25 protein-coding genes are annotated in these 25,436 nt (G+C 67.0%); 13 read left to right on the plus strand and 12 right to left on the minus strand.

Annotated elements, in window-relative coordinates; genetic code table 11:
• Window positions 1-225 precede the first annotated feature (225 nt).
• Complete coding sequence (locus EPO41_RS22695; RefSeq protein ID WP_296330140.1) at window positions 226-624, plus strand: globin family protein; 399 nt, start codon at window positions 226-228, stop codon at window positions 622-624.
• A gap of 141 nt (window positions 625-765) precedes the next feature.
• Here the strand turns inward: EPO41_RS22695 and EPO41_RS22700 are convergent, their stop codons facing one another.
• A complete protein-coding gene (locus tag EPO41_RS22700) occupies window positions 766-957 on the minus strand; it encodes a hypothetical protein (RefSeq protein WP_296330141.1) in 192 nt (63 codons plus the stop codon).
• Window positions 958-1,044: 87 nt separating this feature from the next.
• On the opposite strand from EPO41_RS22700, the gene EPO41_RS22705 reads away from it, so the two are divergent.
• Both EPO41_RS22705 and EPO41_RS22710 read left to right on the plus strand, forming a co-directional pair.
• Window positions 1,045-1,497, plus strand: coding sequence for an SRPBCC family protein (locus tag EPO41_RS22705; RefSeq protein WP_296330143.1), 453 nt, complete (start codon window positions 1,045-1,047; stop codon window positions 1,495-1,497).
• 112 nt (window positions 1,498-1,609) lie between these two features.
• On the plus strand, window positions 1,610-3,283 hold the full coding sequence (locus tag EPO41_RS22710) for an amidohydrolase family protein (RefSeq protein ID WP_296330146.1): 1,674 nt from the start codon (window positions 1,610-1,612) through the stop codon (window positions 3,281-3,283).
• Between the two features lie 96 nt (window positions 3,284-3,379).
• Here the strand turns inward: EPO41_RS22710 and queE are convergent, their stop codons facing one another.
• On the minus strand, window positions 3,380-4,105 hold the full coding sequence (queE, locus tag EPO41_RS22715) for a 7-carboxy-7-deazaguanine synthase QueE (protein ID WP_296330149.1): 726 nt from the start codon (window positions 4,103-4,105) through the stop codon (window positions 3,380-3,382).
• Window positions 4,102-4,632, minus strand: coding sequence for a 6-carboxytetrahydropterin synthase (locus tag EPO41_RS22720; protein ID WP_296330152.1), 531 nt, complete (start codon window positions 4,630-4,632; stop codon window positions 4,102-4,104). Before EPO41_RS22720 ends, queE begins: the two co-directional genes overlap by 4 nt.
• A gap of 209 nt (window positions 4,633-4,841) precedes the next feature.
• Between EPO41_RS22720 and EPO41_RS22725 the strand changes: the two genes are divergently transcribed.
• Complete coding sequence (locus EPO41_RS22725; protein ID WP_296330154.1) at window positions 4,842-5,549, plus strand: ribonuclease activity regulator RraA; 708 nt, start codon at window positions 4,842-4,844, stop codon at window positions 5,547-5,549.
• Window positions 5,550-5,563: 14 nt separating this feature from the next.
• Here the strand turns inward: EPO41_RS22725 and EPO41_RS22730 are convergent, their stop codons facing one another.
• Entirely contained in the window at window positions 5,564-6,946 is a 1,383-nt protein-coding gene (locus EPO41_RS22730) for an adenylate/guanylate cyclase domain-containing protein (RefSeq protein ID WP_296330157.1), read from the minus strand.
• Window positions 6,947-7,113: 167 nt separating this feature from the next.
• Between EPO41_RS22730 and EPO41_RS22735 the strand changes: the two genes are divergently transcribed.
• From EPO41_RS22735 to EPO41_RS22760, 6 genes are all read left to right on the plus strand, one after another.
• Complete coding sequence (locus tag EPO41_RS22735; protein ID WP_296330160.1) at window positions 7,114-7,680, plus strand: glutathione peroxidase; 567 nt, start codon at window positions 7,114-7,116, stop codon at window positions 7,678-7,680.
• A 195-nt stretch (window positions 7,681-7,875) separates the two neighbouring features.
• Window positions 7,876-9,039: a phytanoyl-CoA dioxygenase family protein gene (locus tag EPO41_RS22740; protein WP_296330163.1), complete on the plus strand. Its 1,164-nt coding sequence runs from the start codon at window positions 7,876-7,878 to the stop codon at window positions 9,037-9,039.
• Between the two features lie 4 nt (window positions 9,040-9,043).
• Entirely contained in the window at window positions 9,044-9,490 is a 447-nt protein-coding gene (locus EPO41_RS22745) for a hypothetical protein (RefSeq protein WP_296330165.1), read from the plus strand.
• Between the two features lie 188 nt (window positions 9,491-9,678).
• Window positions 9,679-11,364, plus strand: a complete 1,686-nt coding sequence (ggt, locus tag EPO41_RS22750) for a gamma-glutamyltransferase (RefSeq protein ID WP_296330168.1) — start codon at window positions 9,679-9,681, stop codon at window positions 11,362-11,364.
• Window positions 11,365-11,647: 283 nt separating this feature from the next.
• Window positions 11,648-12,259 (plus strand): hypothetical protein, encoded by a 612-nt coding sequence (locus EPO41_RS22755; protein ID WP_296330171.1) that lies wholly within the window; start codon window positions 11,648-11,650, stop codon window positions 12,257-12,259.
• Complete coding sequence (locus EPO41_RS22760; RefSeq protein WP_296330174.1) at window positions 12,256-13,269, plus strand: hypothetical protein; 1,014 nt, start codon at window positions 12,256-12,258, stop codon at window positions 13,267-13,269. Before EPO41_RS22755 ends, EPO41_RS22760 begins: the two co-directional genes overlap by 4 nt.
• 78 nt (window positions 13,270-13,347) lie before the next feature.
• Here EPO41_RS22760 and EPO41_RS22765 read toward each other — a convergent pair whose 3' ends face one another.
• The 3 genes from EPO41_RS22765 to EPO41_RS22775 form a co-directional block, all read right to left on the minus strand.
• Window positions 13,348-13,488 (minus strand): hypothetical protein, encoded by a 141-nt coding sequence (locus tag EPO41_RS22765; protein ID WP_296330176.1) that lies wholly within the window; start codon window positions 13,486-13,488, stop codon window positions 13,348-13,350.
• A 78-nt stretch (window positions 13,489-13,566) separates the two neighbouring features.
• Window positions 13,567-14,172, minus strand: coding sequence for a hypothetical protein (locus tag EPO41_RS22770; RefSeq protein ID WP_296330178.1), 606 nt, complete (start codon window positions 14,170-14,172; stop codon window positions 13,567-13,569).
• A gap of 290 nt (window positions 14,173-14,462) precedes the next feature.
• Window positions 14,463-15,212 carry an SDR family oxidoreductase gene (locus tag EPO41_RS22775; RefSeq protein WP_296330180.1) on the minus strand — a complete coding sequence of 250 codons (750 nt, stop codon included), beginning with the start codon at window positions 15,210-15,212 and terminating at the stop codon, window positions 14,463-14,465.
• 97 nt (window positions 15,213-15,309) lie between these two features.
• On the opposite strand from EPO41_RS22775, the gene EPO41_RS22780 reads away from it, so the two are divergent.
• A complete protein-coding gene (locus EPO41_RS22780; RefSeq protein WP_296330182.1) occupies window positions 15,310-16,527 on the plus strand; it encodes an aminotransferase class III-fold pyridoxal phosphate-dependent enzyme in 1,218 nt (405 codons plus the stop codon).
• A gap of 147 nt (window positions 16,528-16,674) precedes the next feature.
• Here the strand turns inward: EPO41_RS22780 and EPO41_RS22785 are convergent, their stop codons facing one another.
• Together EPO41_RS22785 and EPO41_RS22790 are read right to left on the minus strand one after the other, a co-directional pair.
• Complete coding sequence (locus EPO41_RS22785) at window positions 16,675-17,478, minus strand: glycoside hydrolase family 25 protein (RefSeq protein ID WP_296330185.1); 804 nt, start codon at window positions 17,476-17,478, stop codon at window positions 16,675-16,677.
• Window positions 17,479-17,491: 13 nt separating this feature from the next.
• Window positions 17,492-17,935, minus strand: a complete 444-nt coding sequence (locus EPO41_RS22790; protein WP_296330187.1) for a hypothetical protein — start codon at window positions 17,933-17,935, stop codon at window positions 17,492-17,494.
• A gap of 117 nt (window positions 17,936-18,052) precedes the next feature.
• Between EPO41_RS22790 and EPO41_RS22795 the strand changes: the two genes are divergently transcribed.
• The gene (locus tag EPO41_RS22795; protein WP_296330188.1) at window positions 18,053-19,648 is read left to right on the plus strand and encodes a GMC family oxidoreductase N-terminal domain-containing protein; all 1,596 of its coding nucleotides are present in this window, start codon (window positions 18,053-18,055) and stop codon (window positions 19,646-19,648) included.
• Between the two features lie 113 nt (window positions 19,649-19,761).
• Here the strand turns inward: EPO41_RS22795 and EPO41_RS22800 are convergent, their stop codons facing one another.
• Window positions 19,762-21,072 (minus strand): HlyD family type I secretion periplasmic adaptor subunit, encoded by a 1,311-nt coding sequence (locus EPO41_RS22800; protein WP_296330189.1) that lies wholly within the window; start codon window positions 21,070-21,072, stop codon window positions 19,762-19,764.
• Complete coding sequence (locus EPO41_RS22805) at window positions 21,069-22,877, minus strand: type I secretion system permease/ATPase (RefSeq protein WP_296330192.1); 1,809 nt, start codon at window positions 22,875-22,877, stop codon at window positions 21,069-21,071. The genes EPO41_RS22800 and EPO41_RS22805 overlap by 4 nt, the downstream gene beginning before the upstream one ends.
• A 275-nt stretch (window positions 22,878-23,152) precedes the next feature.
• On the opposite strand from EPO41_RS22805, the gene EPO41_RS22810 reads away from it, so the two are divergent.
• Window positions 23,153-24,199, plus strand: a complete 1,047-nt coding sequence (locus EPO41_RS22810) for a glycosyltransferase (RefSeq protein WP_296330194.1) — start codon at window positions 23,153-23,155, stop codon at window positions 24,197-24,199.
• Between the two features lie 24 nt (window positions 24,200-24,223).
• On the opposite strand, the gene EPO41_RS22815 is transcribed toward EPO41_RS22810, so the two are convergent.
• Window positions 24,224-25,411, minus strand: coding sequence for a glycoside hydrolase family 5 protein (locus EPO41_RS22815; RefSeq protein WP_296330196.1), 1,188 nt, complete (start codon window positions 25,409-25,411; stop codon window positions 24,224-24,226).
• Window positions 25,412-25,436: the final 25 nt, after the last annotated feature.

Below are 25,436 nucleotides of genomic sequence, written 5' to 3' on the forward strand. Positions count from 1 at the left end.
GTGGTGTGGTCACTCAGAACTGAAAACTTTTGGAGACGCTCCCAACACCGACCTCACCCTGAGGAGCGCTCCGCAGGAGCGCGTCTCGAAGGGTGGGCACGCGCACCACGTCTGTAGCCCATCCTTCGAGACGGGCGCTTTGCGCCCTCCTCAGGATGAGGTGGGTGGGTTGTGCATGGCGCGGCTCTTGCTTCTTCCGTTCCGACACCACGGGGGACTCCGCCGATGACACCGCAGCAGATCGAACTGGTCCAGACGAGCTTCAAGAAGGTCGTGCCGATCGCCGGCACCGCCGCCGACCTGTTCTACGACCGCCTGTTCGAGACCGCCCCCGAGGTGCGCGCGCTGTTCCCGCAGGACATGAAGGAGCAGAAGGTGAAGCTCATGGCGATGCTGGGCACCGCCGTCTCCAGCCTGCACAAGCTCGACGAGATCCTGCCGGCCGTGAAGGCGCTGGGCGAGCGCCACAAGGGCTATGGCGTGACGGCCGCGCACTATGCGCCGGTCGGCGCGGCGCTGCTGTGGACCCTGGAACAGGGCCTCGGCCCCGACTTCACGCCCGAGGTGAAGGAAGCCTGGACCCTGACCTACACCGCGCTCGCGGGCGTCATGACGTCGGCGTAGGCCGAGCTTCGCTCGGCCTCCTGAGCGTCAGGACATTGCTTGCAATGTCCGGGAGCGCCGAAGGACGAACGGCCGCCTCTGACCCCTCCGTCGTCGTAAGACGACGACACCTCCCCATTTGAATGGGGAGGCCAAAAGCCTCTAATCGTCGTCGCGGACCACGAAGCGGGCCTGCCGGACTTCCTCCGCCGACCAGCCGTCGGCCTGCATCTGCGCGCGGGCGCGGTCGACGTAATCCTGGTCGAAGATCGGGGCGTTCACGAAGCCCAGGACGATCGAATAGGAGCGGAGATATTCGTCGCGCAGGAAGACGTCGATGAGCTTGGTCGGCACGACGGACCTAATGCCAGACCTTAGTGAAGCTATTTTGAAGGCAGGTCCGGTCCGGGGGAGACTGCGCCCAGAAGGAGGATCAGACCCATGTCGAATGAGACCGGAACCGTCCGCCTGCACCGCGTGCTGACCGCCCCGCCCGAGCGCATCTACCGCGCCTTCCTCGACGCCGACGCCATGGCCAAGTGGCTGCCGCCGCACGGCTTCACCGGCCACGTCCACTCGATGGACGCGAGGGTGGGCGGAAGCTACCGCATGTCCTTCACCAACTTCTCGTCGGGCAACAGCCATTCCTTCGGCGGCACCTTCGTCGAGCTGGTGCCCAACGAGCGCATCCGCCACACCGACAAGTTCGACGATCCCAACCTGCCCGGCGAGATGCAGACCACGATCGTCCTGCGCAAGGTGTCGGTCGGCACCGAGATCGAGATCGTCCAGGAGGGCATCCCCGCCGTCATCCCGACCGAGGCCTGTTACCTCGGCTGGCAGGAATCGCTGACCCTGCTGGCGCAGCTGGTGCAGCCGGAAATCCCGGGCTGAGCGGCCGCAACAAAGCAGGCGCAGCGAACCCGCGCTCTGCGGCTCGGGGGAGTGGCATGGCCGGCCACCGGTGGTAGCGTTTCTCCCAGAAGTTTCTGGGAGGAAACGCACAATGAGCTACGACCTCGTGATCAAAAACGGCACCGTGGTCGATGGCACCGGCGCCGCGCGCTACCAGGCCGATGTCGCGATCGTTGACGGCAAAGTGGCAGAGATCGGCAAGGTGACGGAAGGCGCCAGGCGCACCCTCGACGCGCACGGGCTCGTCGTCGCGCCGGGCTTCGTTGATCCGCACACGCATTACGACGCGCAGATCTGCTGGGACGGGGCGGTGACGCCCTCCTCGTGGCACGGCGTCACCTCGGTGGTGATGGGCAATTGCGGCGTCGGAATCGCGCCCTGCAGGCCCGAGACGCGCGAGATCGCGATGAAGGACCTGGTGAACGTCGAGGGCATCCCCTTCGACGTGCTGAACAAGGGCATCACCTGGGACTGGGAGACCTTCCCCGAATTCATGGACGCGGCGGCGGCGCGCAAGCCGTCGCTCAACCTCGCCTTCATCGCGCCGCTGACGCCGTTCCGCCACTACGTGATGGGCGAGGCCTCGATGGAGCGCGCGGCGACGCCGGAGGAGACGCACCAGATCGCGAAGCTGATCGGCGAGGCGATGGACGCCGGCGCGCTGGGCTTCTCCTCGACCACGCTCAACCAGCATATGGGCTTCGAGGGCAAGCCGCTCGCCTGCCGCAACGCCAGCCGCGAGGAGATGAAGGCCTACGCCAACCAGCTGAAGCAGCGCGGCCGGGGCGCCATCGAGATCGCGCTCACGCGCCAGGTCGGCGTGCTGGAACAGGACCAGTGCGAGCTGCTGGACTTCCTGCTGGAGGAGAGCGGCCGGCCGGTGACCTTCATCGCGCTGTTCGACCGCGACGACATTCCCGAGGCGGTGCGCGACACCTTGCGCCGCGCGGCGCCGATGATCGCCAAGGGCGCGCGGCCGCAGACCTCGCCGCTGCCGCTCACGCGCGAATGCAACATGGACAATCCCTTCGCCTTCGCCGCCTTTCCGGCCTGGAAGCGCGTCTTCGCCGACACCTCGAAGGCGGCGCAAAAGAAGGTCTATGCCGATCCGGCGTTCCGCAACCAGTTCAAGGCCGACCTGAAGAATCCGACCGGCTTCAGCGACTGGCGCCGGGTCGTCGTCCACGACGTGCGCAATCCGGCGCTGAAGCACCTCGAGCGCAAGTCGATCGCCGAGATCGCGCAGGAGCAGGGCAAGGACAGCGTCGACGCCTTCCTCGACACGGTGCTGGCCGACGATCTCGACACCGAGCTCACCATCTCCTCGTGGAACACGCGCGAGGACCGCATGCGCGAGCTCCTGAACAACCCCGCCATCCTGATGGCGCTGGGCGACGGCGGCGCGCATGTCGACATGCTGTGCGACGCCGGCTACCCGACCTACCTGCTGGGCACCTGGGTGCGCGAGAAGCAGGCGATCACCCTGGAGGAAGGCGTGCGCAAGCTCACCTCCGATCCCGCCGATCTCTTTGGCCTGAAGGACCGCGGCCGCCTGCGGAAAGGCGCGCCCGCCGACATCGCGATCTTCGATCCGTCGGCGATCGGCTCCAGCAACCACGGCGAACGCCGCCACGACCTCCCCGGCGGCGCCAAGCGCATCGTCATGCCCTCCCGCGGCGTCGAATACACGGTGGTGAACGGCGCACTCACCTGGGAGCAGGGACGGCTGACGGATGCGAAGGCGGGGGTGGTGTTGCGGGGGTAAGCTCAATGGAGCGCGCCACTCCAGTGGCGCTCAAGTCTTGCTGTCGATGCAGTATGAGCGCCACTGGAGTGGCGCGCTCCATTGAGCGTCTTCGCGCTACACCCCGCGCTCGTTGCCCCAGGCGAGCACGTGCAACTGCGGCAGCACGGTCGCGGCGAACCAGCGGTCCTGCGCCACGCGGTCGACCAGCCAGCGGAAGCGGGCCATGAGGCCCTTCTGGTCGACGCCGTCGCGGCCGGCCTCGTTGGGCTCGCCGGGCGTGTGGTTGCCGATGGAGAGATAGACCGGCAGTGACGGGTGTCGCGCCGAGGCGGCGCGGGCGAAGGCGTAGTCGGCCTCGTCGAAGACGGCGACCTTGAGCACGGTCTGCGGTCCGCCCTGCGCGGCGGCGAGGCAGGCGTGGAAGGCGGACCAGTCGGTTTCCATGCCGGACGAGGGCGGCTTGGGCGAGAGGACGAGATGGTCGAGCGTGGCGAACCAGGCGGCGGCGACGCTGCCCTGGGTCTCCATCGCGAAGCGATGGCCGCGCGCGTGGCCCTGCTCGATCAGGGGACCCAGCGGCTGGATCGCGGGATTGCCGCCGGAGATCGTCACCAGCACCGGTGCGCCGCCGGTCAGGTCATCGACTTTCGCGAGGATCGCCTCCGGTTCCATCGGCCGCCAGTCGTGGCGGTATTCCGGCAGCACGGCATAGAGCGTGTCGCACCAGGTGCAGCGATAGTCGCAGCCGCCGGTGCGCACGAAGACGGTCGGCTTGCCGATCAGCGCGCCCTCGCCCTGCACCGTCGGTCCGAAGATCTCCGAGATGCGGATGGCGCTCATGACGGCGCCAGATCGTTGATGCTGTCGTCGGCGCGCACCCACCAGCCGCCGCCACCAAGCGCGGGCAGCACGTCGGCCGGATCGCCCGTGAGAGTCACCGCGTTGGTCGGCGTCTCCTCGACCGTGAGCTCGACGCAGTGCAGCCCGTTGCCGTCGGCCGCGAGGAAGGCGTTGAGCTTGGCCATGAAGCAGGCGGCCAGCATCTCGGTCGTCGGATCGCCGGGCGTCACCAGCAGGCGCGACAGCCGCTCCCGCTCGTGCGCGCGGAACCAGTCGATCATCGGGTCGCGCTCGCCCAACTGAAAAGCGTGGTCGACCCGGTCGTCGATGAAGCGGTGCCAGCGCGCCTTGGCGCGATCGAACGGCGCCACCATGTTGGCGTCGCCGTCGAGGCGCTGCGGCGCGACGGGCTGGATGCGGGCGATCACCTGTTCGTTGTGACCGTGGGGAATGGCGCATTTGCTGCTGGCGTCGGCGATCAGCCGGTGCGCCATGCTGTAACGCCGGGTGAAGACGAGGCTGAACATCAGCCGCGCGCTCGGGCTGCGAAGTCGATCATCGGGAACTCCTGTTTTGACCGGGTGGGTCTGCGACCGGGCCGGCACGGGGCGCCGACGGGGCCGTTCTACCCGATCCCGCGGCTGGAGGAAGCCGCCCCGGACGCGGCATGGTGGCCTCCGGAAGCCCCCTCGCCTATTCTCCGCCCGACTCAGAATCCCAGAGAAACGGAGACACCGTGCAGACCACGCCCCTTTCGAAAGAGCTCCACGACACCCTGTCGAAGATCACCACGGCCAGCATCACGACGATCCTGCTGAAGAAGGGGCTGCGCAATGTCTGGATGCGCGGCACGCGGCCGATCAAGCCGGGCCAGGGCCGTCTCGTGGGCCGCGCCTTCACCCTGCGCTTCGTGCCGGCCCGCGAGGATCTCGCCACGCCGGAGAGCTGGTCGTCGCCGATCTCGACCCGGGCCGCCATCGAGGCGATGCCCGAGGGCGCGATCGTGGTGGCCGACGCGATGGGCGTCACCGATGCCGGCATCTTCGGCGACATCCTGTGCGCGCGCATGGTGAAGAAGAACGTCGCCGGCCTGATCACCGACGGCGTGGTGCGCGACATCGCGGGCGTGCTGGGCACCGGCCTGCCGGTCTGGTGCCAGGGCGCCGCGGCCCCGCCCTCGGTCGCCGGCCTCACCTTCGTGAGCTGGCAGGAGCCGATCGGCTGCGGCGGCGTGGCCGTGTTCCCCAACGACGTGGTCGTGGTCGACGATGACGGCGCGGTGCTGATCCCCCAGGCACTGGTCGAGGCGGTTGCCAAGGAAGGCACCGAGCAGGAGCGGCTGGAAGGCTGGATCATGTCCGAGGTCGAGCGCGGCGTGGCCCTGCCCGGCCTCTATCCGCCGAACGACGAAGCCAAGGCGCGCTACGCCGCCACCAAGAAATAGGCTGTCACGCCCGGCTAGGCGACCCAGACGTCGATCGGCGCCTCCCGCCCGCGCAGGCTGAGCGCCGGCACGCGGCGGAAGCCGCCGGTCACGGCGCCTTGAGTGCCTTCGCCGACGCGCGATACCAGCGCGTCGCTGGCGACGATGCGGCAGCCCAGCGCGCGCGTCGCCGACTCCAGCCGGCTCGCCACGTTCACCGTGTCGCCCAGGGTCGCGAATTCCAGCCGCCTCTCGGAGCCGATATTGCCGAGGATCGCCGGCCCGAAATGAACGCCGACGGAGATTTGCAGCGGCGGCAGGCCGGCGGCCACCAGCCCGGTATTGGCGGAGGCGACGCCCTCGACGATGTCGCGGGCAGCGGCGAGCGCGTTGGCGCAATCCGCGGGCGAGATCCGGGGCGTGCCGAAGGTCGCCATCACGCCGTCGCCCAGGTATTTGTCCAGCGTGCCGCCGTTGGCGAAGATCGCCTGCTCGATGACGGCATGGCAGCGCCGGAGAAGCTCGACCACCGTCTCCGGCGTCTCGCGCTCGGCGAGCTTGGTGAAGCCCACGATGTCGGCGAACAGCACCGCGACGTCCTGGGATCGGACCGCGCCCACGTCGCTGCTGGCGGTGGCCAGCTCGTCGACCATCGAGGGCGGGAAATAGCGCGAGAGGCTGGCGCGCTCCGCGGCCAGGTCGGCCTGGCGGATCAGCAGCGCGTTCGACCGCTGCCCGCGCAGCGCGAGGATCGCCGCCACCAGGAAGAAGATGACCATCTCCTGGGCGCGGATCGACCAGACCACGGAGTTCGGGTCGACGATACCCCGCAGGACCGGCACGTCGCCGAAGGCGGCGGCGACCCGGGCGCCCAGCTCCGGGTCGGTCGTGCCGAACAGGGCGACGCCCAGCACCGACACGAGCCAGATCACGACGACGACGCTGCCGATCGAAAGGATGGTCCGCCACGAATAAGCGAGCGTCGCGAGCGCGAGGATGATGAAGAAATAGGGAAAGGTCTCGAAACGGAAGACCATCGCCGTCGGGAAGCGTTCGGCCACGAAGGGATTGGGAACCGTGAGCGTCACGGCCAGCAGCACGAGGTCGGCCAGGATCAGCAACAGCTCGATGCGGGAGCGGCCGACCGTGGCGAAGCGCAGCTGCGCCCAGCCGAGGGCAATGAAGACCAGCAGCAGCCCGTGGAAATAGAGCATGCTCCAATTCGCGTTCTGGAATGCGATCAGAACGCCGGTCGCTGCCAGCGCGACCGTTCGCGCCCAGGCGGCGATGCGCTGCCCTTCGAGCTTCTCCTTGCGCAGCGCCTCGAGCAGGAACGGGTTCTCGGACGAGGCACGCCATTCCGCCGCGCGCCGGACGCGCAGGCCTCGGACGAACTCGGCCAGACCGGACGACACCATCACGTCCTCCTCGTGAACGCCATCAGGACACAGCATGGCGGGTGATCCACGGCCGGTACAGCGCGACCGGGACGACGGACGTCGCCATATACGATACGCTTGGGCGCAGGGAGAGAGTCTATGACGGACGGGCGGGATCGCGCGAACACCAGCGGAGCAGGCGGCACATGAAGGTGCTGCGCATGCTGGCCTTCGCCGTCGCGGGCGCGCTGCTGTCGGCGGTGGCCTGGTCGCAGGCCGGGCGCCAGCCGGTCGACTGGGCGAATGTCTCGCTCGAATCGATCGGCGGCGGTCCGCTGCCGACCGGAGACTATGCCGGCAAGGTCGTGCTGCTGGTCAACACGGCCTCCCTGTGCGGCTTCACCGGCCAGTACAAGGGGCTGGAGGCGCTGTGGCGGCGCTACAAGGACAAGGGTCTCGTGGTGCTGGGCGTGCCGTCGAACGATTTCGGCGGCCAGGAGCCCGGCAGCAAGGAGGAGATCAAGCGCTTCTGCGAGGCGAGCTTCGACGTCACCTTTCCGCTGGCCGACAAGCAGATCGTGACCGGCGCCAACGCCCATCCGCTCTATCGCTGGGCCGCGGCGCAGACCGGCACGATCGGCACGCCGAGCTGGAACTTCCACAAGATCCTGATCGGCCGCGACGGACGGGTCATCGACTGGTTCACCGCCGTGAGCGGCACGGGTTCGAAACTCGAACGCGCGATCGAGGCGGCGCTGGCGGCGAAGGGCTGATAACCTTCCTCCCCATTCAAATGGGGAGGTGGCCCGCAGGGCCGGAGGGGTCATGACCCCATCGCCCCGTATGACGGGGCACTTCCCCATTTGAATGGGGAAGCAGGCGCTGTCCGCAGAGCGGGCGGCAGGGTTTGGCCTCGAATGAACCGCCGCGCTATCGTCGGTGCCTGAAAAAATAATGGAGACGTCCTGATGGCGATGGCCGAAGCCGCTGCCCCTCTCACTGCCGATGACCATGCAAAGGTGATGGCCGAGTACAGTCGTGCCGGCGAAGAGCGCGCGCGGGCGCTGGGCAATCGCGGGCCGATCCGGCTCGATGCCAACGGCAGGCTGGCGCAGGACATTCTCGACGCCTACTGGACGCACGGCTTCTATGTCTTCGAGGGCGTGGCCGGGCCGGAGGAGCTGGCCGAGCTGCGCGCCGACGTCGATGCGATCCTCGAGCGCGCGCCGGTCGAGCCGGGCGCGACCATCGATCGCCACGGCCGCCCGGCCTTCGGCGAGGGCGTGCTGAAGCCGCCCTATCGCTGGGCCAAGCCCTTGAGCGACCCGCTCGGCGGCACGACCAAGAACAACGGCCGCCATCCCGTGGCGATGAGCCAGCCGACCCTGGCCGCCGACGCACCGGCCTGGACCGTCGAGCTGCTCGACGGCAACCTCTACCTGATGAACGCGGCGTTCCGGCTCTACGGCCATCCCGGCCTGCTGGCCGCCGCCGAGGCGATCCTGGGCGACGACTTCGTGCCCTACAACGAGGTGACCTTCATCAAGGAAGCCGGCCTCGGCCCGTCGGTCGCCTGGCACCAGGACGGCACGACCCATTGGGACGCCGCCGACTGGGACATGGGCGCCCACGGCTTCAACTTCATGACCCAGCTCTATCCCAGCACGGCGGGCAACTGCGTGTGGGTGCTGCCGGGCAGCCACCGCCACGGCAAGGCCGACATCCTCAAGCTGGTCGCCGAGAGCGGCTCCGACCGGATCGCGGGCGCGGTGCCGATGCTGGCCGGCGCCGGCGACACGATCGTCACCAACCGGCAGCTGCTGCACGGCTCCTTCGCCAATTCCTCGCCCGACCGCCGGGTCACGCTCAACGCCGGCTTCTTTCCGCGCAAGCGCGTGCTGAACGTCACGACCAAGCGCCTGACCGGCGAGACCGTGACCTACGACGCCGAGCGCATCGACAAGCGGCTGCGCATCCTGCTGCTGGCGATCGACGCGCGCCGCCAGCGCTTCCCGCAGGAGAAGAGCTACGTCTATCGCCCGCTCGCCGAACAACAGGAAGCCAATCGCTGGAGCGAGGCGATGCGCGAGACGGTGCTGAAGAACTACAATCAGCTCGACATGTTCATCTGACGGGATGCGGTTCGGACTCTGCCTGCTGCTCCTGATCGCCGCCCTGCCGGCCCAGGCGCAGACGCAGGACCCCGAACCGCTCCTGAACGACGACGACATCGCCGCCTATTGCCTCGGCGTGAACGGCCAGCTCGCCGAGCGCTTCCGCCAGATGCAGCTCTGGGGCTGCGGCAAGGCGGCGGCGATGCAATGGTGCCGCGACGCCAAGGCCTCGGCGCCCGAGGCGATGCGCGCGCGCGAGCGGCTGGTCATCCGCTTCGCCAACGTGCTGACCCGCAAGGGCCTGCTGGACGTCGAGCGCCCGGCTGAGTCCCGCGCCCGCCTGACCAGGATCGTGTCCGACGGCACCACCGACGCCCGCGCCTGCTTCAACCCCAAGGGCGACCGCGACGAAGCCGCCTGCGAGCGGCTGCAGCGTTGCGAGGAAGCCGAGCAGCGTGTGGGGCAGTAGAGTTTGAACGCCACCCGCGCCCCCACCCCGTCATCCTGAGCGAAGTGAGCGAAGCGAACGCAGTCGAAGGATCTCTTTTCCGACGCACGGTGTGTCGAGGCGAAAAGAGATCCTTCGACTGCGTCGCCCTTCGGGCGACTTCGCTCAGGATGACGGGTATAAACGCGCGACATTCAGCGAGGATACGGATGACCCAGTCGACATGGCGCGAGCGCGCGGGCACGCAATTCACCTGCGAGAAGCAGCCGGCGCACGGGCCCGCGGGCATGGCGGTCTCCAACCATCCGCTGGCCTCGGCCGCGGGCCTCGAGATGCTGGCGGCCGGCGGCAATGCGGTCGATGCGGCCGTCGCGATGCAGTTCGCGCTGACCGTGGTCGAGCCGATGATGGTCGGGCTGATCGGCGGCACGACCTGCCACATCCGACTGGCCGACGGCAGCCATCGCATCCTCGACGGCATGAGCGCCGTGCCGCAGATGGGCCATCCCGACATGTACAAGCCGGTGCCCGGCGCCGCGCCCGAAGTCTATGACGTCGAGGGGCAGGAGAACCTGGTCGGGCCGAAGTCGGTCGCGACGCCGGGCTCGCTGCGCGCCTGGTGCCTGGCGCTGGAGCGCTTCGGCACGATGAGCCTGGCCGACGTGATGCAGCCCGCGATCCGCCACGCCGCGCGCGGCTTCGCGGTGACGCCCTATCTCTCGGACTGCATCAAGGACGCCGGCGCCGATCTCTCGAAGGACAAGCTCGCCGCCGCCCTCCTCCTGCCCAATGGCACGCCGCTGAAGGCGGGCGAAAGGCTGGTGCAGGCGCAGTACGCCGAGGCGCTGACCCTGGTCTCGCAGGAGGGCGAGAAGGCGCTGCATGGCGGGCCGCTGGGCGACCTGCTGGTCGAGTGCATGGAGAAGACCGGCGGCTTCGTACGCCGCGACGATCTCACCGGCTACAGGGTCGAGGAGCGCGCACCGATCCGCGGCCACTATCGCGGCTGGGAGATCCTGGGCCCGCCGCCGCCCGCCGCCTCGGGCGTGCACATCGCCCAGATGCTGAACATCCTCGAAGCCTACGACATCGCGAAGATGGGCTTCGGCACGGTCGACACGCTGCACCTGCTGGCCGAAGTGCTGAAGATCGCCTTCGCCGACCGCGCCGAGGCGAGCGGCGATCCGGACTTCGTGAAGGTGCCGGTCGAGCGCATCGTCAGCCGCGACTATGCCGACCAGCGCCGCAAGCTGCTGGACATCGCCCGCGCCACGCGGTGGACGGGCGGACTCCAGGCGGCGGAAGGCCAGGACACGACCCATCTCACCGTGGCCGACGGCAAGGGCAACGTCGTCAGCACGACGCAGACCATCAACAGCCTGTTCGGCGCGCGCTTCATCGTGCCCGGCACCGGCATGATCCCCAACAACTACATGAACAACTACGACCCGCGCCGCGGCAACGCGCTGTCGATCGCTCCGGGCAAGCGGGTCACGACCTCGATGTCGCCGATGATGGCGCTCAGGGACGGCAAGGTGCGCTATGCGCTGGGCCTGCCCGGCGGCCGCAAGATCTTCCCCTCGGCGCTGCAGGCGTTGCTGAACCTGATCGACCATGGCATGGCGTTGCAGGAAGCCGTCGAGGCGCCGCGCATCTGGACCGAGGGCCCCGTCCTGGAAGTCGAGCACGGCATCCCCGCCCCGGTGCGCCAGGGCCTCGAAGCGCGCGGCCACACGCTCAAGATCATGCCGACCGTGGCCGGCGGCATGAACGCCATCCAGTTCCACGACGACGGCACCATGACCGGCGCCGCCTGCTGGCGCGCCGACGGCACGGCCGCAGCGCTGGGCGGCGGGTTGGCGCGGGCGGGGGTGAGGTTCGTGTTGCCGAGTTGACGGCTATTGCCAAGCTTTAGGTAGCGCCTCAGAACCCGCAGCGTGTAGCGCTGGCTTTCTTCAATGACATCAGAGGAGAAGAGGTGCGCCAGTGCAACGCACAGACACGATGGTAGTTACTGGCTACAGATACCACAACATATAGTTGTCGCACCATGGATGAAGATGTTACGGTTCAGAAAAGCCTCGGACCCAAAGGGGGAATCCGAACCGGATGTCTGCGGAACGAGACTATCTCAACTGGCGACGTGGGCCGCACGTGGGCTGCATGTTCGCTCGCCATATGGCGACTCGCTACGGCGATTTTCCACAGCGCATTGCATCCGTTGCGACCGGCCGCGGTGTCGAGCGGGCGTCGGCAGATATTGCGAATCGAATTAGTGCATTGGTCGCTGATCCAGCTGTGTCTGCCGCGACTCTGGTTTTTCCGAGCCTTACAAGTCTTGAAGAGACAGCCCGCGTCATGCTGGGTCTTCAAGCCCATGAATTTTGGTCTGTATCTACATCGAGGCTTCAGCCGCCGCCGGACCGAGATCTCATCGCCATTCACATTTCGCGAGCGATTCCATTCGGCGACACGACGTGTCCATCCGAGGTTCTGGTATTGGGAGACTTTCGAGAGTTTCCCAATACGAGGCGCTCTCCTGTGACGGCTCTTGAAATGTACGTCGGCACGCCAATGGCGAACGACCCGAAGACCGGAGCGCCGACGCTGAAGGCGAATCTGGCACACATTGACACGCCGTCCCCTAGCCCTACGTTCCGGCAGAAGATGTGGGATCTTTCTGTCAAAGGCCGTGCCGATTCGTTGGGCGAAGATGACAATAGGGCGAAAGCCAAAGTCGCTCTCGTCGTTACTTCGCCCATGGCCCGCAGATTGGGCTGTTTGCCATGACTCAGGATGTTGTCATCATCGGTCATGCCGACGCGGACGGCCATCTGATCACGGAACAGGTTCGCCGCAATCTGGCACGAATTGATCGCTTCAAGGTGACAGCGATTGTCGACCCTTCACGTACACGCGATCATAAAGCTTGGCTAAACCTCGATGCGTTCCCAGAGGTGTTAAAGGCCGACATCGTCTTCTTCGTGGACTTGATGTTTGCACCGGCATCATTCGCTCAAGAATCCCAAGCGTTGGTTGATTTCGTCGGTCGCTATCCCGAGAAGAAATTCTTCCTTTTCGACCATCATCCGTTGCCACTACGGCGACTGGAAGCGGCGCGTAATCTTCGCGTGATATATCGTCCGGATGTGTTTGAGTGTGCCATCGGACCCAGGTCAGGAATGATGGTTGTGGCGGCACTCTGTGAGAAGCAAAGACGCCAAGTCGCAGATATCACGACTGAGCGGCATGAACTCATAGCAGAAGGCATGCGTAGAGCCGCCGCATTGGGCGGCAATTTGCCCGGCGAAAAGCTACTCGCTCTTCTGCGCGCGGATCATTGGCGTGATTTTGTGGAATTGGCTCAGGAAGCTCGTGAGGAGCACCGGCTGCCACGTGGCCGCAGACCAGCCGGCAAGCAATCACCTGTCCTTGATAAACTCGAACGGACGGCGAGCAAATTGCTAGGTACAACAACGGGCGCAAAGCTGGGGAGCACCACTATGTCTTACGATTTCGACGTCACGATTGAACGTTACTCGTATGAGAGCGGTCGCCGCCAATCCACAACGAACAAAGTCTCTTCGGGCAGAGATCTTGAAGCCATCATTACTTTATTAGAAGTCGCAGCGCTTTCTCTGACTACTGAAGAAGGCGCGACGTTCTCGCGAGAGCACCTGATCCGCGAGGCTCGCGAAATTGGCGGGCCAGAAATTGACCTGCGCGATGAAGACATCGACATCGTCCTACAAAAGCAAGGCTTCCTCGCCAGAGTTGGACGCGAGCTACGTCTTCGCTAGGTCGGGTTCGCCCGAAGTACCAGCTTGGGGTCATACGACGTGGAAGGTTTGGCTCCAGCGGCTGATCGACTCTTGCCCTTAGTGAAACACTCGCCCTGAATCGATTACCAGCGTCTGCCCCGTCGTGTTGGTCCGGCACATCGTGACGACCTGGTCGGCGCAGTCGTCCTTGTCGGCGGGCTTGCCCAGCAGCGAGGCGCTGGCGTTCTTGGCGACCACTTCGGGGCGCAGGTTCGCCGTCGCGCGGGAGTTAGGTTCGTGTTGCCGGGTTAGGGTCTTGCAGAGCTTGCGCGTGAGCTAGCTCGGGCTACCCGTCCTTTTCGAGACGGGCATGGGACTATCGGGGTTCCGGTTATGACGCATGGAGATTTCGGTGATCTTCCAATCGGCGATTGCGTAGTTGGGGGCCCAAGTCCCGACGCTCTCACGGACAGGCCAAATTTGGAAATGACCGAAGGGGGTCTCCCAATCAACGCCATAAAGGCTTGGGTCCGATACGGCGACGATAGAAAATACAGCATAACCTGCGCCCCACGTCATCGTGCATGCGTTCTGTCGGATGGGTAGCATCTTCTTGAGTGCACTCAGGCCGAAGACGATCGGAGAAACAAAGACGCCGGCTCGGTGAATTTTTGCCGCCTCGCGCCATTCTGGGCCGCCTCCGGTTCCAATCCAGATTGTGAACCCGGGCGGTACTTTCTGGTCCTTCATGAACTTTGCGAGCGTGGCGGCATTAAAAATTGATTTGGCGCCTTCACCAAGCCGTGGGGCGTGGTCCGCAACAAGAACCTTGAGCGCGATCCATTCAGCGAGACGCGTCTGAACGTCTTTGGTTAGCGTCAAAGGCTCACCCTTCAAAAGACGCTCTGCAACGGGGATGATCTGATTGTCCAGTTTGGACATCCAGCCATTGTTGCAGAGGGCGCATATGACTCGGAGTTTGATATGGCGCGTTGTGCCATTCATGACCCAGCGAGAATATGTGCCGATCCTATGACCAACTTGATAGTTGGCGACCTCCTCTATGCGAGACGATGAGTCAGCGGGAAGTAGACGATTATTCTTGTGCATCCACTCAGACCAAAGATGCTCGCCGCTGAGCGTCATGCCTCTGGTGAGCGGTCGGTCACAGAAAATACAATGGCTAGGCAGCCCTAAATATGCTCGCCTGATCTTGGCCATTGAAGAGCTACTCAGTGAAACACCCGCCCTGAATCGATCACCAGCGTCTGGCCGGTCGTGCTGTTGGTCCGGCACATCGTGACGACCTGGTCGGCGCAATCGTCCTTGTCGGCGGGCTTGCCCAGCAGCGAGGCGCTGGCGTTCTTCGCGACGACCTCCGGGCGCAGGTTCGCCGTCGCGCGGGTGCCTTCGAGCAGGCCGGGGGCCACGCAGTTCACCAGCACCTCGGGCGCCAGCGCCACGGCCATGCATTTGGTGAGGTGGATGAGGCCGGCCTTAGAGACGGCGTAGGCGATCGAGGAGCCGGTGGGGCCCAGCCCCGCGACCGAGGCGATGTTGACGATGCGGCCTTCGCCCTGGCGCTTCATCACCGGGCCGACGGCCTTGGTGAGCAGCATCGGGCCGGTCAGGTTGATGTCGATGATCTTCGTCCATTCCTCGTAGGTGAGGCCGTCGAGATCGGTGAAGGGGATCGACTTGTTGTAGGCCGCGTCGTTCACCAGGATGTCGAGCCGGCCGAAGCGCTTCACCACCTCGTCGACCAGCCGGTCGACCTGGTCGCGCTGCGTCACGTCGCAGGCGAAGGCGGCGGCGGTGACCTGGTGCCGTTCGAGATCGCGCGCCACGCCCTCGGCCTGGTCCTTGCTGCGCGCATAGACGACGGCGATGTGGCAGCCTTCTGCCGCCAGCGCGTGACAGATGCGCTGGCCCAGCCCGCCATTGCCGCCGGTGACGACGGCCACCTTCCCCTCGAGATCCATCCGTTTCCCCCGTGGCTGCCTTGCGACCCGTGCCGGGTGCAGGCTCGTGTTGGTGCGGTATATATAGGCCAGTTCACAGCGTAGCGGAGCCCGTCCGATGTCCCTCACAGCCGACCAGAAATTGCGACAGCGCGCCCAGCAGGTCATTCCCGGCGGCATGTACGGGCACCTGCGCAGCGACCGGCTGCCCGAGGGCTATCCGCAGTTCTTCGAGCGCGGCGAGGGCTGTCACCTGTGGGACGTGAACGGCAAGCGCTATGTCGATTTCATGTGCAGCTGGGGCCCGATCGTGGTCGGCCACGGCAATCCGGTGGTGGCCGAAGCGGTGGCGCGGCAGATGGCGGCGGGCGACTGCCTGAACGGCCCGTCGGAGCGGCTGGTCGAGCTGGCCGAGCGGCTGGTCGGGCTGATCCCGCATGCCGACTGGGCGCTGTTCGGCAAGAACGGCACCGACGCCACCACGACCTGCGTGACGCTGGCGCGCGCCGCCTCGGGCAAGCGCAAGATCCTGGTGGCCGAGGGCGCCTATCACGGCGCCATCCCCTGGTGCACGCCGAACCCGTACGGCGTGACGCCGGAAGATCGCGCCCACATGCTGACCTTCAAGTTCAACGACACCGGCAGCCTCGAGAGCGCCGTCCAGCGCGCCGGCGACGACCTGGCGGGCATCGTCGTCTCCGCCTTCAAGCACGATTTCGGCAAGGACCAAGAGATGCCGGACGCCGCCTTCGCCCGCCGCGCGCGCGAACTGTGCGACGCCAACGACGCGGCGCTGATCGTCGACGACGTGCGCGCCGGCTTCCGGCTGACGATGCGCGGCAGCTGGGATCTGGTCGGCGTGCAGCCCGACCTCAGCGCCTGGAGCAAGGCGATCGCCAACGGCCACGCGCTGGCCGCCGTCACCGGCAACGACCGCTATCGCGAGGCCGCGTCGAAGCTCTACGTCACCGGTTCGTTCTGGTGCAGCGCCGTGTCGATGGCCGCCGCGCTGGCGACGCTCGACGTGCTGGAGAGCACGGACGGACCCACGCATATGCGCGCCATGGGCCAGCGGCTTCGTGATGGCATCGCGGCGCAGTCGGCCGAGTTCGGCATCGGCGTGCGCCAGAGCGGCCCGCCGCAGATGCCGACGCTCCTGTTCGACGACGATCCCGACTGCGAGAAGGGCAACTTCTTCACCGTCGAGGCGCTGAAGCACGGCGCCTACCTGCACCCGCGCCACAACATGTTCCTGTCGACCGCCCACACCGAAGCCGACATCGACTTCGCGCTGGAGGCGACGCGCAAGGCGTTTCAGGCGCTGGCGGCGCGGTAAATCAGCTTCCTCCCCATTCAAATGGGGAGGTGGCGCCGTCATACGGCGACGGAGGGGTCATGAGCTTCGTGTGGCCGCTCTTCCTTCGGCGCTCCCGGACATCGCTCCGCGATGTCCTGGCGCTCAGGAGGCCGAGCGAAGCTCGGCCTACCGCCCGCCGTTCTTCCACCAGCGGTTCAGGCTGGCGGCGTCGCCGTTGTACATGTTGCGGTCGCAGTGGCCGACGCCCTCGACGTGGCGGGGTTCGCTGCCGTAGGCGAAGTTCTGCGCGGTCTCGTCGGCGACGTACTGCCAGAGCTTCCAGCCGCGGGTCGCCCAGGCCATGGGCAGCCGCGGCTCCTCGCGATAGTCGGCCAGCCACAGGTCGCAGCGCGCCAGGATCGAGCCCGGCCGCACGCTGGCGCCGAGGCTGATGCGGCGGCGGCCGTAGATCTCGCCGTCGGCCCAGGCGGGATGGGCGTAGAGCATCGGCAGCCGGCCGGTGGCCTTCTGCACCGCCAGCACGAAGGCCTCGGCCTGCTCCAGCCGCATCGTGTTGCGCGGGTTGGCGTCGTTCGGCTCGAGGTCGAGCGCCATCACGGTCTGCGGGCCGGGCTGGCAGGCCGACAGGAACGCGTCCGCCTGCCGCTCGCCCGAATACTGGCGCGTACCGAAATGGTAGCCGCCCCACAGCAGCCCCGCCGCCTCCGCCTGGCGCCGCCGCGCGGTGTAGGACGGGTCGAACCAGTCGCCGCCCTCGGTCACCTTGTGGATGACGCCCAGGATGTTGCTGCGGCGGACCGCGGCGAAGCTGGTGACGGTCACGTTGTGGCTGATGTCGATCACCGCATCGAGGCCGGGCCGCGTCTGGCCGGGCGCGTAGGCCGTCGGCTGGGTCGTCGGCTGGCCGCCGCAGCCGGCCAGCGCCGGCAGGGCAAGACCGCCTGCCAGCATGCTTCTCCGTGAGATCATCGAGGGGGAGTTCCTACTTCGCTTTCTTCAGCACGTTCGTGGCGGCGACGGAAACGCCGGCGCGGTTCTCAGTATAGAAGAGTTCGAGCGTGCCGTCGTCGAGCAAGGTGCCCTCGATCGCCGAACCGCCCTGCCCGATCATGCGCACGCGCTTTCCGTCCGATCCGATGACGCCGATGATCGGCTCGGCCTTCGATTCCGAGGACAGCGTTCCCCAGAAGCGGCCCTCGTCCTGGCCGTCGATCTTCACCGTGATCTTGAGCTCGACCAGGCGGTTGCCGTCGACGATCGTCGCTGGCGCGGTCACCGGGAAGTGGGCCGGCAGGCCGCTCACGATGCCCTTGTTGGTGCCCGTCCAGGTGCCCGTCATGTCCGGCCCGGCCGGCTGGGCGACCGCGATGCCGGCGGCGCAGGCGAGGGAAAGGCCGAGGGGAAGCAGGAGGGTGGCACCGCGCATGGCTTTTTCCTTCGAAGTTGTCGGGGGCCGCATCATGCCCAAACATCGGCCCGCGTAAAGCCGGGCCATCGTCGCGGCGGTCGACAGGCGGAGCGGGTGGGCGCCATACTGGCGGCAATGGAATACGACTATATCGTCGTCGGCGCCGGTTCGGCGGGCGCCGTCGTCGCCAACAGGCTGTCGGCCGACCCGCGCCACAAGGTGCTGCTGCTGGAAGCCGGCCCCGCCGACCATCCCTGGACCCGCATTCCCGTCGGCTATTCGCGGTTGATCACCAACCCGGCCGTCAACTGGCTCTACAGTTCCGAGCCCGAGGCCAGCACCAACGGCCGCCGCATTCCGGTGCCGCGCGGAAAACTGCTGGGCGGCTCTAGCGCCATCAACGGCCTCGCCTTCGTGCGCGGCCAGGCGCAGGACTTCGACACCTGGGCGCAGATGGGCAACCCGGGCTGGGCCTACGAGGACGTGCTCCCCTTCTTCAAGCGCATGGAGAGCTATCCGGAAGGCGACGAGCGATTTCGCGGGCGCTCCGGCCCGCTGAAGGTGACCAATCCGCTGCCGCTCAATCCACTCTACGCCACCGTGATCAAGGCGGCCGGGGAAGTCGGGATCCGGCACAACCCCGACTATAACGGGGCGACGCAGGACGGCATCGCCATGAGCCAGGCCACGATTGCCTCGGGCTGGCGCATGAGCACGGCCCGTTGCTACCTCGATCCGGCCAGGCGGCGCCCCAACCTGCGCATCGAGACCGGGGCGCTCGCCGAACGGCTGCTGCTCGACGGCAAGCGCTGCACCGGCGTGCGCTATTCGGTGGGTGGCGAGTCGCGCGAGGCCCGGGCGGGCCGCGCCGTCGTGGTGAGCGGCGGATCGATCAACTCGCCGCAGCTCCTCGAACTGTCGGGCATCGGCCAGCCCGACCGGCTGCGCGCGCTGGGCATCGAGGTGCAGCATGCGCTGCCCGGCGTCGGCGAGAACCTGCGCGAGCACTATGCGCCGCGCACGCGATGGACCATCGGCCAGCGCGGCGTCACCTTCAACGATCGCGGCCGCGGGCTTGGCCTGGTCCACCAGGCGCTGCGCTGGGCGCTGAACCGCGACAGTCTCCTCTCGATGGTCGGTGCGCCGCTGCGCGCCTTCGTGCGCTCGCGCCACGGACTCGACGCGCCCGACCTGCTGCTGGGCTGGGTGCCGATGTTCACCGAAGCCGGCCCGCGCGGGCCCCGCATCGCGCGGCAGTCGGGCGTCTCGTGTTATGCCCATCCGATGCGGCCCGAGAGCAAGGGCACCATCCACATCGTCTCCCCCGACCCGAAGCGGCCGCCGGAGATCCGCTACAATTTCCTCTCGGCGCCGGTCGACGGCGAGCTGACCGTGCGCGCCGTGCGCATCGCCCGCGCCATCATGACCGCGCCGGCGATGGCGCCGCTGCAGGTGGCCGAGATTGCGCCCGGGCCGAACGGCAACAGCGATGAGGAGATCCTCGACTGGGTGCGCCGGGCCGCCGAGACGACCTATCACCCGGTCGGGACCTGCAAGATGGGCTCCGACCCGATGGCCGTCGTCGATGCGCGGCTGCGGGTGCATGGCATCGAGGGGCTCCGGGTCGCCGATGCCTCGATCATGCCGACGCTCACCTCGGGCAACACCAACGCGCCGTCGATCATGATCGGCGAGAAGGCGGCGGACATGGTGATACGGGACACAATGTAGCCCCTTCCCCATTCAAATGGGGAAGTGCCCTCGTCTTACGAGGGCGATGGGGTCATGACCCCTCCGTCGCATAAGATGCGACACCTCCCCATTTGAATGGGGAGGCAGCCTGATCACCGCCCGCGGAAGGCGCGCGCCAACTGGTCGCTGAGCGGCTTCACCAGGAACGACGCCACGGTGCGCGGCGTGGTCTGGATGAAGGCTTCGACCGGCATGCCGGCCAGGAGTTGCAGACCCTCGAGGCGGGACAGCTCGCCCTCGGAAACCCGGATGCGCACCGAGTAATAGGGTTCGGTCGCCTTGTCCTCCTGCGTGACGTCGGCGCCGATATGGATCACCTCGCCGTCGACCTCGGGAGTCGTGCGCTGGTTGAAGGCGGCGAAGCGCAGCACGGCGTGCTGGCCGACATGGATCTGGTCGATGTCCTGCGGCACCACCTTGGCATCGACGATCAGCGCGTCGGAGTCCGGCACGATCAGCATCAGCGGCTCGCCGGCCTGGACGACGCCGCCGACCGTATGGACGTTCCGCTGGAACACCTTGCCGTCCTGCGGCGAAACGAGATCGATGCGCTTCAGCTGGTCCTCGGCCGAGACGCGGCGCTCGGTCATCTCCGATTTCTTGGCGCGGATCTCGGCCAGTTCCTTGCCGACCTCGGTGCTGAGATCCTGATCGATCTGGTGGATCTTGAGTTCGAGCTCGGCGATGCGGCCGCGGCTCTGCGCCAGCGAGGCGACGAGCGCCGAGCGTTCGCCTTCCATGCGGGCCGAATCGCGCTCCAGGGTCGTCACCCGGCTGATCGGCACCAGGTTCTGCTTCCACAGTGTGCGCACGCCGTCCAGCTCCTGCGCCAGCAACGCCAGCTCCTTGCCCTTAGCGACTTCCTGCGCCTGGGTGCCGTCGATCTGGAGATTGAGCTGCTTGATCTGCTCCCGGAGCTGCGCCTTCTGGCCGTCGCGCGCCGTGCGGCGCATCTCGAACAGCTTCTGCTCGCCGCTCATCAGCCGCGCGATCTCCGGATCGCCCGCGCGCGACGTCAGCTCGGGCGGAAACTCCACGGTCCTGTCGTTGTCGCGCTCCGCCTCGAAGCGGGCCTGGCGGGCGGCCAGTTCGTCGAGCGACTTGGTCACGATCCCGAGATTCGCCTTGGCCTGCGTTCCGTCGAGGCGGACGACCACATCGCCCTGCTTGACCCGATCGCCCTCCTTGACCGGCAGCTCGCCGACGACACCCCCGGTCGGGTGCTGGATCTTCTTGACGTTGGTGTCGACGACCAGCTTGCCGGGCGCAATCACCGCGCCGGACAGCTGCGTGGTGGCGGCCCATCCTCCGATCCCGAAGACGAGGACGAGGCACGACACGACGCCGACGATCAGGGGCTTGCGCGTCATGGCCGGGATCGACACGGGCGGGTCCTGCTTCATGACGGCTCTCGCGCACGCACGGCCGGCTGCGGGACCGGCCTGGTCTGGGCGACGTTGGCCGGCGGGGCTGGCCGGCCCATCGCTTGCGGGCCCGCCGGTGGCGCGGCAGCCTTCATGGTCTCGCGCAGCACGGCGTCCTTGGGCCCGAAGGCCTGCTGCCGGCCGCCGCGCATCACCAGGAGCTGGTCGACGGCGGCCAGGGCGCTCGGCCGGTGGGCGACCACGATGGCGATGCCGCCGCGTGCCCGCACCGACATGATGGCCTTGGTCAGGGCCTCCTCGCCGTCATGATCGAGGCTCGAATTGGGCTCGTCGAGCACCACGAGGAAGGGATCGCCGTAGAGCGCGCGTGCGAGGCCGACGCGCTGACGCTGCCCGGCCGACAGCGCGGTGCCGCCCTCGCCCATCTCGGTCTCGTAGCCGTTGGGCAGGCCGAGGATCAGCTCATGGACGCCGGCGGCCTGCGCCGCCGCGATCACCTTCGTGGCGTCGGGCTCCGGTTCCAGGCGCGCGATGTTCTGGGCGACCGTGCCGGAGAACAGTTCCATGTCCTGGGGCAGGTAGCCGATATGCTCGCCCAGCGCCTCGGACGACCATTGGTCGAGCGTCGCGCCGTCGATCCGGACCTTGCCGTTGACGGGCCGCCACACGCCCACCAGCGTACGCACGAGCGACGACTTGCCCGAGGCGCTGGGTCCGATGATGCCCAGCCCCTGGCCGGCCTTCAGGCCGAAGGTGATGTCACGGGCCACGAGCATGTTGACGCCCGGCGGCGTCACGCTGACCGCTTCGACCGACAGCGAAGCCTTGGGCCTGGGCAGCTGCATGACGTCGCGATCGTCGGGAATCCGGGCCAGCAGGTTGTTGAGCCTGTGCCAGCTCTGGCGGGCCGACACGAAGACCCGCCATTGCGCGATCACCTGCTCGACCGGCGCCAGCGCGCGCGCCGAGAGGATGGAGCCGGCGATGATGATACCGGCCGTGGCCTGCTGCTTGATCACGAGGTAGGCGCCGACCGCCAGCACGGCGGACTGCAGCGCCATGCGCAGCGCGCGCGAGAAGCTGCCCATGCCGCCGGTGATGTCGCCAGCCCGCTGATGAGCCGCGACGTAGCGGCGTCCATAGTCCGCCCACTGGTGCGCGAACCGCCCGACCATGCCCATGGCATGCAGGACTTCCGAGTTGCGGCGGCTGGCTTCGGCCAGGCTGGTGCGCCGGCTGGAGAGGGACGAAACCTCGATCGAGGGCTGGCGGACCTTGACCTCGGTGACGAAGGTGATGGCGACCAGGATGAGGGCGCCGACCGTCGCCGTGAGGCCGATCAGCGGATGGAACAGGTAGCAGATGCCGAGATAGAGCGGCATCCAGGGCAGGTCGAACAGCGCCGCGGGGCCGGTGCCCGACATGAAGCCACGGATCTGGTCGAGGTCGCGGACCGGCTCGAAGCCCCCCATCTGCGGCGCCCGCAGCGGCAGCTTGACCAGCAGGTGATAGATGCGCCGGTCCAGCGTCTCGGCGAACCCGCCGGCGATCCGGATCAGCACCCGGTTGCGGACGATGTCGAGGACCGCCTGGAAACCGTAGAGACCGAGCGCCAGGATGCAGAGCGCGACCAGGGTCGGCACGCTGCGGCTCGGCAGCACCCGGTCGTAGACCTGGAGCATGAAGAACGAGCCGGTGAGATAGAGCACATTCAGGACGGCGGTGAAGAGCGCCACCCCCAGATAGGAGGTGCGACAGGACCGTAACGCCTCCGCCAGTTCGGTCCGTGGCGATCCTGCGGCAGGAGAAGGGGCCCGCGTCATTTTGCTCGTCACGTCCCTGGTCGGCACCCTGCCGTCCCCAGACGACGGGCCACCTAGCCCCTAGCACTCGCAAAGCGCGGCTGTCTTCCTCTTTTGGTCGCGGAAAGCCTCTTTCACGGCGCATTCACCCTTCGGACTCGTGGGGAATGGCAGCCTTTACCGGCAGGACGATGGCTTGAGGTTGCAGTGCACCCAAACGTCGACCATCTTCAGGGCGCCGCATATTCCGTGCGATCGCCCCCAAAAGTCCAATCCAGCAAACGGAAACGGTAAACATGCCTTCAGCGCCCCCGGTCGGTGTGGTGATTGCCAACTACAACAACGGCGCCTTCGTGGGACGGGCGATCGAATCGGTCGCCCGCCAGTCGTGCCGCAACCTGCGCACCCTCGTCGTCGACGACGCCTCGACCGACAACTCGGACGAAGAGATCCGCAGCTGCCTGTCGCGGCTCGGCGATTCGAGGTTCGACTATATCCGCCTCGACACCAATGTCGGCCAGACCGGCGCGATCAAGCGCGGCCTCTCGCGACTGGACACGCCGTTCGTCGGCTTCCTCGATTCCGACGACATCTGGTACGAGCGTTTCATAGAACGGCACCTGTGCGTTCACATGAACGCGGACTTTCCGGTCGCCCTCACCTACTGCGACTCGCACATCATCGACGGCGACGACCAGCTGCTGGCGGGCACCGCGTGGTGGTTCGAGCAGGGCGCCTCGGCGAACAAGGCTTTCGAAGCCGCCATCGTGCCGAGGATCGACGCGGCGACCGGCGAATTCGCCTTTCCGGCGAACGGCCGGCTGACCTTCCATCCGCACTGGACGCCGCTCAGCGCCACGAACAGCATGGCGAGCATGATGTTCCGTCGCAGCTTCGTGGACCTCGTGCTCGTCGTGCCGGACAACGATCTCAGGCTCTATCTCGACTACTACCTGTCGACCTTCGCGGTTCTGCTGACGGGCTCCATCGCCATCCACGACGCGCTCTATGCCTACCGCATGCATGGCGCCAACAAGCATTCGAACGCCGCGGTGATGGGCGGCAGCTACAATTCCTCGACCAAGGACTGGGAGCCGATCAGCAATCACATCCTGCAGCTGGTCCAGCGCATCCTCGAGGAAGAGGCTTCCTCCATCCGCGCCGCCTTCGGCGACTGGCGTCATGCCCATTCGAAGGCGCTGGTGAAGCGCGCGCTGGATGCCCGTTCGAACAGCAGCAAGGGCGCATGGATCCGTTTCGTCGACGCGCTGTCGACGAGAGCGCAGGCCCTGTTCGGCGGCGGCCGCTCGGGTCTGGCGGGGCAATTGCATCGCGAGCATTGAAGGCCGCGTGCCCCGCGCCGCCTGTCAGGGCTCTCCCTTCAGGCCGAGGGACGCCAGGTAGCTCCAGCGCACCGTGCCGTTCCGAAACCGGATGCCCTCGAGATATTGCGCGACGGCACGGTCGATCAGTTCCGCCGAAGGCTTCTCCTTCGTGACACCGTCGGCATAGGCCACGATCTCCTTCCAGCCCTCGGGGCGCGGGATCGACACCACGGTCGACGGCGTGTCGAGGTTCTTGTAGGTCCAGAACGACCAGCCGATTCCATGCGCCTCGTGCAGACGACGGAATTGCTCGTTCCATTCGTCGGTGAGCTCGCCGGTCTCGCCGAGGAACAGCGGCACGTCATGCAGGTTGGCGAAGTTCAGGTGTCGCTGGATCGAGTCGCGCTGCGTCGAGGCCCAGAACGAATGGTAGGTGTAGGCGAGGTTCTTCGCGAAGGGCGGGCCGAACATGGCGAAGCTCGAACTCCATTGGCCGCCCGCCAGGATCACGATGCGCCCGGGATCGACGTCGCGGATCGCCGCCGTCGCCCGCTTGTAGAACGGCTCCAGCCGCGCGTTCAGGGTCGCCACGTCGTGATAGGGCGCGATCGGCTCGTTCAGGATGTCGTAGCCCAGGATCGCGGGATTGCCGCGATAGCGCTGTGCCACGGCGCGCCACAGCTTCACGGTGAGGTCGCGGTCGCGCCGCACGTAGAACATCAGCGGATAGCCCGGCCCGTCATCGTGGTTGATGCCGGTCTGCCCGCCCGGCGCGGCATGCAGGTCGGGAATCACGTACAGGCCGGCGGCGGCGGCCCAGCCGACCACCCGGTCGAGCAGAGACCAGCCCTCGCCGCCGATCTCGCCGTCGGCCGTCATGAACAGCCGCCAGTGCAGCGGCACGCGCACCATGTTGAAGCCGGCCGACTTGATGAAGCGGATATCGTCCTCGGTCACGTAGGCGTCACGATACTGGCGCCAGAACCGGGCGGCGCGTTCCGGTCCCAGCAGCCGGTCGAAGGCGCCATGGATCTGGCGTGGCGACTTCGCGACCTCGAACTTGAACATGTAGCCTTCGGGCATCAGCCAGTTGCCGAGGCTGATCCCCTTGAGGCGCAGGATGCGGCCGTCGGGTTCCACGAAGTTCCTGCCCTCGATGCGCACCAGCGCCTCGGCGTGAACGGGGGCCGCGAGACCGAGCAACATCAGGAGAGCGACGAGGAGGCGCATGACGGGACTGTAGCAGGCCACTAAG

The organism is Reyranella sp., assembly GCF_004297265.1.
GTDB lineage: Bacteria > Pseudomonadota > Alphaproteobacteria > Reyranellales > Reyranellaceae > Reyranella.